Origin of the sequence: Acinetobacter uliginosus (genome assembly GCF_044130295.1) — a bacterium.
Taxonomy (GTDB): Bacteria; Pseudomonadota; Gammaproteobacteria; order Pseudomonadales; family Moraxellaceae; genus Acinetobacter.
Genome location: NZ_JBIQOC010000045.1, coordinates 21,196 through 32,726 on the forward strand (window position 1 = coordinate 21,196; position 11,531 = coordinate 32,726).

An 11,531-nucleotide genomic window follows, 5' to 3' on the forward strand; every position below is an offset into this window, starting at 1 on the left:
CCAGATAAGGTAAGATATTGATGTTTTAAATCCTTTTAAAATAAAAGCTGTCTTGTGACCAAAACAAAATTTCACTATCTTAGATTAAAACTTTTCGCAGCTTGGATGCGTTTATGCTGACACATTTAACTCTCATCAATTTTGCTTTAGCTGATCACTTAGCCATTGATATTGAAAAAGGTTTCAATGTCCTGACAGGTGAAACCGGGGCGGGTAAATCGTTATTACTGGATGCCCTGTCTGCCTGCCTGGGTGAACGTACCGATACCAATTATGTACGTTTCGGTTCGGATAAAGCCGATGTGACGGCCATTTTTAGTTATCAGGAACAGAGCCCTGAAGCCCAATGGTTAAAAGCACACGAGTTGGATGATGAGTCAGGCGAAATTCATTTACGTCGGGTGATTTTTGCCACTGGCCGCAGCAAAGCCTGGATTAATGGCCGTCCAAGCAGCTTGTCAGAGCTGAAAGAAATTGGGCGTTTGCTGGTACAACTCTATAGTCAGCACAGTCAGCAGCAACTGTTAGAACCGCCCTATCCCAAGCACTGGCTCGACCGTTACAGCAACTTTTATCAGCCTGCGCAAGATGTTCGTAATGCCTATAGCACCTGGCAAAAAGACATTCGCCAGCATCAAGCCGCTTTGGATGCACAAGCCACCCGCAAGCAGCGGATCGAAACTTTAGAGTTACAACTGGAAGAACTCGAAGACATTACCCAGATTGACTATAAAGAGATTGAACAGGAATTTGACCGTTTAAGCCATCATGAACATATCATGCTTGACTGCAGTTATAGCTTAAATGTGCTGGATGAAGCCGAACAAAACCTGACCCAGGAACTTTCATCAATTATTCGTCGTCTGGAATCACATGCTGGTCGTAGTGAACAGCTTGCTGAAATCTATAATTCACTGATCAATGCACAAAGTGAAATTGATGATGCAACGGCAAACTTGCGTCAGTTTATCGATCGCCAAAGCTTCGATCCTGAACGGATGGAAGAATTGAACTCACAACTGGAAATTTTCCACCGTTTAGCGCGTAAATACCGCACTCAGCCAGAGACATTGAAAGAAGAATATCAGGCCTGGCAGACAGAACTGGAACAATTGCATCAGCTTGAAGACCCGGAAACCCTGGCTGAACAGGTCGAGTTATCGCATCAGGAATTTTTAGCCAAAGCACAATATCTGGATGAAATTCGCCGTGAAGCCGCAATCCCCTTGGCAAAACAACTGACTGAACAGGTCAAGCAGCTGGCTTTGCCGGAGGCTTATTTTGAATTCAAGTTTGAGCCTTTAGAGCAGGTCAGTGCCGAAGGTTTGAGCTTTATTCAACTGCTGTTTACTGCGAACAAGGGTATTCCGCCACAGCCTTTGGCACGTGTTGCTTCCGGAGGTGAACTGTCACGTATTGCCCTGGTGATGCAAGTCATGAATGCTGAAAAAACCGAAGCGGAAGTGCTGGTCTTCGATGAAATCGATGTCGGGATTAGTGGCGGTACTGCAGAAATGGTCGGCCGTTTGCTGGCGGATTTGGCCCAGCATGTACAGATCTTATGTATTACCCATCAGGCTCAGGTGGCGGCACAATCCGATCAGCATCTGCTGGTGAAAAAGCGTCAGACCGATCCGGCCAGCAGTACCATCATTAATCTTGCAGAAGAACAGCGCATTGATGAACTGGCCCGTATGACCGGCGGCGTCGAAATTAATGATACGACCCTGCAACATGCCAAGCAGTTACGTCAACTTAAGTTTCAACAGGTATAGGTTTGAGGTTTAAATCACAAAAAATGATTGGCGAAACCCAATTAGTTTAGTAACTTGGTCATAAGCGCTTAGTTAATTTAATCAGTTTTTGATTTTAAGGGGGAATGGCTTAGATGACTAAACAATATCTGACACATCGCTGTCTCATTGCACCTCCTGATTTAGCCGATGACTTTTTTGCCAATACGGTAATTTATTTGGCACGCCATGATGAAGATGGCGCACAAGGCATTATCATCAACCGCCCATCCGGTCTTTCAATCAAGGAATTGTTGAATGATCTGGAAATTGAAGCAGACAATGTCAATCCTCATGCCGTCTTGCAAGGGGGGCCTTTGCGTCCTGAAGCCGGATTTGTACTGCATACCGGTCAACCGACCTGGCATTCATCCATTGCTGTGGGTGAAAATGTCTGTATTACCACGTCTAAAGATATCCTCGATGCCATCGCCCACAATGAAGGCGTTGGACGCTACCAAATTGCTTTGGGTTATGCCAGCTGGGGCAAGAATCAGCTGGAACAGGAAATCGCCCGTGGTGACTGGCTAATCTGTGATTCTGATATGGATTTGATTTTTAACTTGCCTTATGACGACCGCTGGGATGCGGCCTATAAAAAAATGGGCCTGGACCGCACCTGGTTGTCATCAGAGATTGGACATGCCTGATTTATCACAACCGCACATGATTATGGCATTTGATTTCGGTACCCAGAAAATGGGCATGGCAGTCGGTCAATCGCTGATTGAAAGTGCCAATCCGCTTGCCCTGTTTCCGATGAAAGATGGCATTCCGAACTGGGATGCTTTACTGAAAATCGTCAAACAATATCAACCGAGCTTATTTCTGGTCGGTTTACCGTTGAATATGGATGATAGCGAATCGGAACTTTCCGCACGTTCACGCAAATTTGCCCGACGCTTGCGTCATCAGACCAATATTGAAACATTGATGGTCGATGAGCGCCTGACCACCCGTGAAGCACGTGATGAACTTGACCAATATCAGTCTCAAGGTCGTGGCAAAAAACTGGCAGCTGACAGTATTGCCGCAGCCTTATTTATCGAGAGCTGGTATCGCAATCCGGTAGGTTTAACCCCGTAAAGTTGAATTAACAAATAATAAAAAAGCATCCTCTCGGATGCTTTTTTATTGCAATGAATCAGGTCGAATCTATTCGAATTTATTGGGCTTTTTTCTCAATATGTACAGTCGCAGTACGTCCTGCCACAAAGGCCAGCTGGTTCTTCGGTAATTCATCAATCATAATTTTTACTGGTACACGCTGTGCCAGACGCACCCAGCTAAAGGTTGGATTCACATTGGCAAGTAATCCCGTAGTGGATGTACGTTCGCGGTCCTCAATCCCCGAAGCAATGCCCTGAACATGACCTTTGAGTTTTTGTGAACCGCCCATCAGCTGAATGGTTGCAGGAGCGCCAACATAAATCTTGTCGAGTTTGGTTTCTTCAAAATACCCCACCACATACAGCTGCTGACGGTTTAACAGTGCAGCCACTGCCTGCCCGACTTTGACATAGTTACCTTGTTGCAATTCAAAATTGGATAAGGTGCCGTCAGCCGGTGCCACCACTTCGGAACGATTTAAATTCAGTTCGGACAGGTGCAGATTACTGTTGGCCACCTCAATCAGGGCTTTTTGCTGCACAATATTGGCTTTGGCCTGATCAATCGCAGCCAGCATTTGCTCATGTTCGGCATGTGACTGATCTCGCGTTGCAAACATTTGGTCCTGTTCCTGTTTTGAAATCGCACCCTCCATAAGGTTGGCATAGCGGTTGGCATTTTTATCCGCCAAATTGATATTGGCTTGAGATTTCACCAGATTGGCTTTGGCCTGAGCCAGTTCTGCTTCGGCAGCAGCCAGGCCAGCTTTGGCTTTAGACAAGTCCGATCTGGCCTGTTCCACATCCAGGGCTTGACGGGCCACATCAATTTTAAACAGTACCTGCCCTTTTTTCACAGTCTGGTTATCCTGTACCAAGACCTCCGTGATCAAACCCGCAACATCTGAAGAGACTTGAATCACATCGCCGCGTATTCGGCCATCACGGGTCCACGGCTCAGAATTGTAATAATCCCAAATATGTTTTACCGCCAAAATTGCAACGACAGCGACTATGGTAAATAGCACCGGTCGGACGACTTTACGCAAGTCTAAAAATGTCATGGAAAACCTCATTCATTTCAAAAAATGTCTGCTTAGCCCCAGCAGACAATAAAACCCCAATGCATTAACCACAGCAGCGCAAGATAAATGCAGAGATAAAAAATATTCGGCAGCGGAATCCAGCCCTGTTCCACAACACGGTCAAGCACGTGCATCACTACACGCAGTACGACGTAGGCCAATACCGCCTGAATCAGCAGAATCGGGACATATACCCCATAGACATTTAACTCACCCATGGACAACTTCTCCAAGTTGTATCTCTTCTTTAAGCTGCGCTGGTTCATGACACAAACTGCTGCGAATATTGTTTAAAGACATCTGTATTCGCCAGGAAGTTTCAGAATGCTCCAGTTGTTGTGCCTCTTTTTTCAATTGGCTGATTTTTAAAATAACCTGCTGATGAAGCTCTGCAATCAGCTGTTGTTGCACATTTTCTTTGGCACGAAAATAGTCATCCAGACCTTGTTGCAGATCTTCCAGACTCACCAAAATGGCTTGCTCTGAATCAAGTCGATGCATCAACTCTTGCAGACGGGTCAGATCAATCACGGCACTGGTTTCCACCAGTGCCAAATTAATCTGGGTCTTTAATTTTTCCGACTGCACCATCTTAGTATTCAATATTCCAATCCGGTCCAGCATACTGCGTAAATGGATACGAAACGGTACGCCATAAGGAAGATATAAAGCCTGACGAATGGCCTTGTAATGCAACGACAGAATCCGCTGTACCGTAATTTCAGGAGACATCGCCCGAACCAGATGAATGATATAAATTGAAATAATCGGCCCCAGCACCGAACCGATGGTGGCATCAAAGAAAAAAACCTGATCCAGCGTGTAATGGTTTTGCAAGTTCAAGCCCATGATGGTTCCCATCAATAAAGGCAAGGCAATCCCGGTGAGTGGTGGATGGGGAAACATCATCAGACAATAGATCACAAAAGGGGCCAATACCAGTGCCAATTCCCAGAACGAGGTTACGTGCGGGAAAATGCCATAGGCATAAATAAATACCAGCACCCCTGCATAAATATTGCCACGCACAAACATCTTCAATGCCGGTACCGGATTATCCATGGCCGTTAAAATACAGGCGCTGATCGCTGCCATTTCAGCCATCATAAAACCGGCTTTCCAACCACTGAGTATCCAGAATCCTGTCGCGATGATCACCACAATAAAAGCGGAAATCCCTCCCCTCACCGCAACCCCATGGTCACGGTGTAAATTGGGATAGGTGGTGCTCAGGGATGTGACGCTTTCTGGCAATGAAGCATCGCCCTGTTGGATGCGTTGCCAAATTAGTCTGATGGCACGAATATTTTGAATGAAATGGCGGATATCCATTTTCAGGCTGGCCAAAATCACCTGCTGTTCAGCAGGTACGGTGGTCATTAAACGGGCAAAATCCTGCTCAAAATTTTCAGGCAACAGATTTAAGGTCTGTTCCTGAATATCCTGATCATCTTTTAAAAATGTGGCGCTATGATCATGAATCACCTGAAGCTGGACACGGTATTGCCGATCCATTTGATCCAGCTGTTTGATCCGTTCGGCCATCGCCACTAGGTTGGCTACCAGCATGCTCAGTTGATGTAGCATCTCCTGTAGGGGTTTGGTCATGCCCTGCAAGGTCGATTTCTCATAGGACAAGTGCACTGCCATGACATGAATTTCAGCAATATCACGGGCAATCTGACTGAGTGCGGTACTGTAATTTCCCAGTTCGGAGGGATTGAGTAAAATCTGGTCAAATAAAGTTTTGGTGTCTTTAAAGGTTTTAGATACCCGTGCCGCCACGGCTGGCCCAATATGCAGCGGAAAAATTGTCGTAGTCACAATAGCACTACAGACCACCCCAACCAGAATCTCTAAGAAGCGGCCCACGGCCATATCAAACATCGATGCCGTATCGATGCTATAGATAATGTTATAGCTGATAATAACCGTGGTATATCCCGCCAGCATAAATACATAGCTACGTGGAGTCCGGTCGAGCAACGAGATATATAAACAACCTCCTACCCATGCAGCTAAAAATAAAGTGAACAGCCACGGCGTGTTGATTAGTAGCGGAGTCACTGCCACAGAAACTACCGCACCCAACAAGGTGCCCAGTGCACGATACATACTTTTGGAAGAAGTCATCCCGGAAAAGGGATTGGCAATCACAAAGACGGTCCCGATTGCCCAGATGGGATAGGCCAAATTCAGTGCAAAAGCCACATACAGCGCAAGCATGCCTGCCAGAAACGTTTTAGTCGCAAAAATCCAGTCCATCTTGTTGGGACGAAATGCGAGTACTTGTTTAGTAAGCAGCATGGGTTGATCTCAAATTAGGGGTTACTTCCTCTGCCTGATTTTTGAATGACGACTACAATGCACGATCTACCTGGAAGATGGATCGTGTAAAAATAGGGAGGTTTAAACATGCCTCAGATGAGCGTCATTCAAAACGAATGGAGAAGATTTCACATCATCCTGTTGATGTGAAATAACACAGGAAAACAGCCAGCCTGGAAGGGTTGAAAATTCACCATTAGACATTTATTTTTATTATTTTTTCAAACAAAGCCCATAAAGTCAATAATAATATCTCATTGTGATAATTAAACATAAATTAATAAGACCTATTAAATGAATATTGCCTTATTTTCTCATGCTCACCGTAAAATATTTTTAGATGAGGTACAAATACAACATTCGCTTCACAAAAGCCCTGCTCTACCTAATTTTTTGTTATAAAGTAATACTTATTCGTTTTTCTTTTTATATGCTTTGACCAAGCAGGTACTTATGGCACTTTCTAGTTTTGGTAAAATTCTTACCGTTTTGGATCTCTTTTCAGTGTCTCGCCCGATCATTAATGTCGATATCATTAGTGAGGAATTAGGACTCTCTAAACCCACAAGTTACCGTTATTTAAAAGAATTGGTTTCGGCAGAATTATTACAACGCCTCAGTGGAACTTCAGGTGACTACACACTAGGTTCTAAAATTGCCGTATTGGATTACATTTCCCGTACCACAGACCCTTTGGTACAGATCAGCATTCCCTTTATGCAGCAAATTGTAGAACGTACCGAATTCGGCTGTCTGCTCACGCATTTAAATTACGATTCATGTATCGATATTCATCACGAACTATATAAAGACCTGACCACGCTGATTTATGGTCGTGGTTGTCCTCGCCCAATCTATAAAGGTTCTTCTGCCAAGGTGATTTTGGCACATTTACCCAAACAGCGCGTTTTGGATTATTATCGGCGCTTTGTGACTGAACTGTCTAAAGTTGGCTTTGCACATAGCGAAGAAGAATTTCTGTTGCAAATGAAACAGATTAAAAAACAGGGCTATTATTTCTCGAGTGGAGAAGTCGATCCCAATCTGGCCAGTCTTTCTATTCCAGTGAAATTTTCTGCTAAGGAACCGCCTTTGGCCTTGACCCTGTTAGGCTCGAAAAACCGCTTTGAATTTACCAATTTCCAGAAGTTGATCGAAATATTACGCGACAATGCAAGTTTAATCGAAAAGAAATTTATGACCTTGACCCATCAGGAAGACATATTTTAACTTGAGGAACAGCAATACATTTTAATCTAAAAAATGTTGAATTTATCATTACATTCTCATAGTATGATTATTGTTCTTCAGCATCCAGTGTTCCATGATAACGTGATGCCATGTTAAAACTCTCCCCAAATTAAAAAAGCTCATCACAGGATGGGCTTTTTTATGCGCTTATTTCCAATATTCTATTGCTTCTCATGCGGATAAAAATAACGGAAAGTCAGATTCACCCGTGGCTCAATAATTCTCACCGATTTCCTTAAAGTATGCTTCCAGTACCGCTGAGTCTTGCCACGCATCACAATCAGCTGACCGCTCTGTAACAGCACATCAACTTTGTCTGGCTTTTGCTTGTGCTTAAAACTGAATTTCCGGGTTGCCCCAAAACTTAAGGAGGCAATCACGGTTTCCTGACCTATATTGGATTGCAACGTAGACTCATCATCACTATGCCAGCCCATGGCTTGAGTGCCATCTTCATACAAATTGGCAAGACAGGAATTAAACGCATGGCCAACCAAATTTTCGATATGCTGCTTTAAACGGAATAATCCGGGTGTCCAGACATGGGCTTGCTTGAATGTGCCGGAATAATGATATGGGTAATTTTCATCGCCATACCAGGCCACTTTGCGTGCAGTTTTATAGTGTTTTCCATACAATAGTACTTCATCATGTTGCCAAGCCAGATGAGCTAAAAAATACTGCAAATATTGTTCGCTCTGCTGAGGCGTTAAAATCAGGCCATAGTCTTGCACAATACCATCATAGGGCAACAGATTGGCATGAGGTTCAGGCGCAAACAGGTCTAGAGTCATTAACAAGGCCTATTGATTCAAGGCAGCTGTTTTGAAAAGAAATTAACATGACTCAACCTCCAATAAAATCGTAATCCTTTTATCATGCAAACTTTTATTTAAGCTTGCCTAGAAGCGTATAATCCATTCGCCTCGGACATAGCGATAGTCATAATCAGGTCCATAGAAAGAAGCACTGCGGTTATATCCGGCATTCATACGTAGAAACTGTGATCCGCGAACAGGACTTTGCAGGTTAAGTTCAAATAACCGGGTGGATTGGCTTGATTCCTGATTGATTTTTTCACGCCCAAAACCTGCCGTTAAACCTGCTGACCATCCGGCAAAGCGCTGACGCCAACCTAGCGCCAACATTGACTCTTCATAATCCTGAGGGTTGAAATATTGCCTGCCTACATCTTCTTCACTACTCCGGTAGATGCGATATCGGGCTTGTAGCGTCAGTCCCAAGTCCAGTGAAGGCTGATAAATCAGTCGAAGACGACCATGATCACGGCGGTTGTCATCTGAGAAAAATTGTGTTCCTGCAACACCCACAACGGTGACGTGTTCACCAAGTCCCTGATCCAGTGCAGCCCCCACAAAGGTAAAATTCGTTCCTGCATTTAGTGCAGGTCGGGTTTCTACCCAGTCACGATTGGCAAAAAATTCTAATGCGGTCTTTTCTGCCAGTGGTGTACGATAACTGCCATCAAAGGTGAATAAAGCATGATCACCCTGCTCAAATACGCCCGCTTCCAGGACCCAGCCATTGGCGGTTACTGAATCAATGTTGCGCCCAATAAAGGAGACCTTCTGTCCCTCCCGACTCCAATCATCTATTTGATACTGATAAGCACTACCACGAACACCTAAATAATGATCAGCATTTTCATATTGAGGTAAAAATTCAGCTGATAATTTACGGGTTTGGAAGCCTTCGCTATCATCACTGAAAAAGAATTCCGTTCCAGCCGCACGTTCACTTGGTGTCTGCTCTTGCTCTAACTCATTGGCCAAGCTGTGTGTAGTAATGCTGATGAGCAAAGGAACAAGCACGTAGATTCCAGTTTTTGTGTTTTTCATTTTGTTCCCCATGTTTTTCGTGTTTTGAACAACTCATCTAAATACCCTAAAATACTGGCGGGTTGTAGCAAGAAACTGTACATAAGTACATACAACAAAAAGCCACTGAAGTTTTTTCGCACCCTAAGTTCCAGCCCATCAAACATTCTGCGTTCAATCGAATAATTTAACAGACCCAGCAAGAACGCCATCGGTAATAAGGTCAGGGTCATAATACCGACAATCCAGTAGTGTCCAAAACAGGCCAGGATGATTCCAGGGATAAAGCCAAAGGTAAACGCGATATCCAACCAGGGGAAAACCAGGTTCCAGTAAATAAAAAACGTGGATAATCTTGGCTTGATTAAAATTCTTGGATGTTTGATAAAGGCTTCTATCATGCCGCGAGCCCAACGCTGGCGCTGTTTCACAAACAGTTTAAGCGTCGTGGGTGCATTGGTAAACAGACAGGCATCCTCACAATGTCCCACACGATGGCCTGCATTCAACAAGGCCCAGGTAAGTACAATATCTTCACCGACACATTCAGGCCATCCACCAACTTCGATCAAGGCATGACGGTCATAAATAGAAAAAGCACCTTGGGCTACCAAGGTTCCCTGATACAGTGACTGCATACGTTTGGTCGCCGCAATTCCCAAAAAATAGTCCCATTCCTGCGTTTTGGTCAGCAAATTTTCACGGGAATTCCGTACCAGAATTGTACCTGCGACCGCACGTGTATTCGGTGGATCTGCCAGATAGCGTTCGACAATATGGATTAATGCGACACGATGTAAATAAGAATCGGCATCGACTGTGATCACCAGATCATGTTGAGCCAGTTTTAGTCCTTCATTTAATGCATGCGCCTTGCCAGCATTTTGCTTTAGATCCAGCAAGGTAAGCCAAGGGAATTTGAGCTGGGCTTCCCGGACAATGTCTGCAGTTTCATCCCGGGAGCCATCATTGATGACAATCACCTGTAATTCACCCGGGTAATCCTGAACACTAATACTGACTAAGGTATCCTGGATTGAAGCTGCTTCATTATAGGCAGCGATCAAAATGGTAATACCAGGATAAGATGCTAATTGCAGGCGCTTAGGTCTTCGATCCATCATCAAGCTAAAAGCTGCAAATGAATTCATAAACCCCGGAATAATGGCAATCCCATAAACCAGGAAAACCGCTGCAAAATAACCAATATATCCGCTAAGATCATGCAGCCAGTTTTGGGAAATCCAAATTGAAAATACAGTCCAGCAACAAGCGCCTATAAGGGCTATCACAAACTTTAACCGCACAGAAAAATAGATAGAAGAATATGCTCTTTTGCTTTCATTAATGCTCATGAACGTTCTCCCCATCATTTATTACATGAATTTTCGTGGATTATCTTGGCGAAAGCCTGAGAGTACTGAAAACAGTTCATGACTTTTTTAGCTATCCAAGTTCCCATAAATTCATGAAAATCATTGTTATTTTGGGGGAGGATTTCACTTTAGCTAAAAAACAATCCATATTTTTTATAATTATATATAACCCTAGTTACGGATAAGCTAAATTTCTAACGACATGAATTTTTGGCTTATTCTTCTGACAGAGTTGATAAGCACATAAAGATGAAAATATGCCTGCTAGAAAACCGGAAATAGTCCGATGTTTACTGCTTACTAAATGGTATTTTTCTTTCAATAAGCCAATTAACGTTTCAATTTTTTTCCGCTGTCTCAAGTGGTATTCATCAGAAAAAGGCAATAGACTTACTCGCATATTCTTTCTAGGATAAGTAATTAAATCAATATCTTACTCTAATAATTTAGTTTTTATTGATTTTCCAATATAACCTCTATCTCCATAAACAGTTGCCAATAAGCCATCAACTAATTCTTCGATTTTTATAATGTCTGCAATGTGTCCAGTGGATAAAACTGTTTTCACAATTTGTCCTTCACTATTCATGAGAAGGTGTAATTTGCAACCATAAAACCAGTCTATAGAACTTTTGCCACGAGAAGCAATATCCTCCAAAGCATGGTGGCCTCTAGGACTTCTTTTGTTTTTACAAACAGGTAAAGGTGTTGAGTCAATCCATAGATATTGACATGCTTGTCCTTTGCTTAA

10 protein-coding genes and 1 pseudogene are annotated in these 11,531 nt (G+C 43.5%); 4 read left to right on the forward strand and 7 right to left on the reverse strand.

Annotation, left to right across the window (positions count from 1 at the left end):
- Window positions 1–113 precede the first annotated feature (113 nt).
- The 3 genes from recN to ruvX all read left to right on the forward strand — a co-directional run bounded on the left by recN (window position 114) and on the right by ruvX (window position 2,879).
- Window positions 114–1,775 (forward strand): DNA repair protein RecN, encoded by a 1,662-nt coding sequence (recN, locus tag ACE01T_RS09815; RefSeq protein WP_395519188.1) that lies wholly within the window; start codon window positions 114–116, stop codon window positions 1,773–1,775.
- 113 nt (window positions 1,776–1,888) lie between these two features.
- Window positions 1,889–2,443 (forward strand): YqgE/AlgH family protein, encoded by a 555-nt coding sequence (locus ACE01T_RS09820; RefSeq protein ID WP_086195199.1) that lies wholly within the window; start codon window positions 1,889–1,891, stop codon window positions 2,441–2,443.
- A complete protein-coding gene (ruvX, locus tag ACE01T_RS09825; protein WP_180080217.1) occupies window positions 2,436–2,879 on the forward strand; it encodes a Holliday junction resolvase RuvX in 444 nt (147 codons plus the stop codon). The genes ACE01T_RS09820 and ruvX overlap by 8 nt, the downstream gene beginning before the upstream one ends.
- 79 nt (window positions 2,880–2,958) lie before the next feature.
- Here ruvX and ACE01T_RS09830 read toward each other — a convergent pair whose 3' ends face one another.
- The 3 genes from ACE01T_RS09830 to ACE01T_RS09840 are packed head-to-tail and all read right to left on the reverse strand — an operon-like array spanning window position 2,959 to window position 6,294.
- The gene (locus ACE01T_RS09830; RefSeq protein ID WP_395519189.1) at window positions 2,959–3,966 is read right to left on the reverse strand and encodes an HlyD family secretion protein; all 1,008 of its coding nucleotides are present in this window, start codon (window positions 3,964–3,966) and stop codon (window positions 2,959–2,961) included.
- Window positions 3,967–3,998: 32 nt separating this feature from the next.
- Window positions 3,999–4,205, reverse strand: a complete 207-nt coding sequence (locus ACE01T_RS09835; protein ID WP_180080223.1) for a DUF1656 domain-containing protein — start codon at window positions 4,203–4,205, stop codon at window positions 3,999–4,001.
- A complete protein-coding gene (locus ACE01T_RS09840) occupies window positions 4,198–6,294 on the reverse strand; it encodes an FUSC family protein (protein ID WP_395519190.1) in 2,097 nt (698 codons plus the stop codon). Before ACE01T_RS09840 ends, ACE01T_RS09835 begins: the two co-directional genes overlap by 8 nt.
- A gap of 474 nt (window positions 6,295–6,768) precedes the next feature.
- Between ACE01T_RS09840 and ACE01T_RS09845 the strand changes: the two genes are divergently transcribed.
- Window positions 6,769–7,545 (forward strand): IclR family transcriptional regulator, encoded by a 777-nt coding sequence (locus ACE01T_RS09845; protein ID WP_180176191.1) that lies wholly within the window; start codon window positions 6,769–6,771, stop codon window positions 7,543–7,545.
- Window positions 7,546–7,727: 182 nt separating this feature from the next.
- On the opposite strand, the gene ACE01T_RS09850 is transcribed toward ACE01T_RS09845, so the two are convergent.
- The 4 genes and pseudogenes from ACE01T_RS09850 to ACE01T_RS09865 all read right to left on the reverse strand — a co-directional run.
- Entirely contained in the window at window positions 7,728–8,360 is a 633-nt protein-coding gene (locus ACE01T_RS09850) for an alpha-ketoglutarate-dependent dioxygenase AlkB family protein (protein ID WP_180082794.1), read from the reverse strand.
- Window positions 8,361–8,468: 108 nt separating this feature from the next.
- Window positions 8,469–9,425: a hypothetical protein gene (locus ACE01T_RS09855; RefSeq protein ID WP_395519191.1), complete on the reverse strand. Its 957-nt coding sequence runs from the start codon at window positions 9,423–9,425 to the stop codon at window positions 8,469–8,471.
- The gene (locus ACE01T_RS09860) at window positions 9,422–10,759 is read right to left on the reverse strand and encodes a glycosyltransferase family 2 protein (RefSeq protein WP_395519192.1); all 1,338 of its coding nucleotides are present in this window, start codon (window positions 10,757–10,759) and stop codon (window positions 9,422–9,424) included. The genes ACE01T_RS09855 and ACE01T_RS09860 overlap by 4 nt, the downstream gene beginning before the upstream one ends.
- Window positions 10,760–10,955: 196 nt before the next feature.
- Window positions 10,956–11,531, reverse strand: a pseudogene (locus tag ACE01T_RS09865) (IS982 family transposase); the annotation flags it as partial.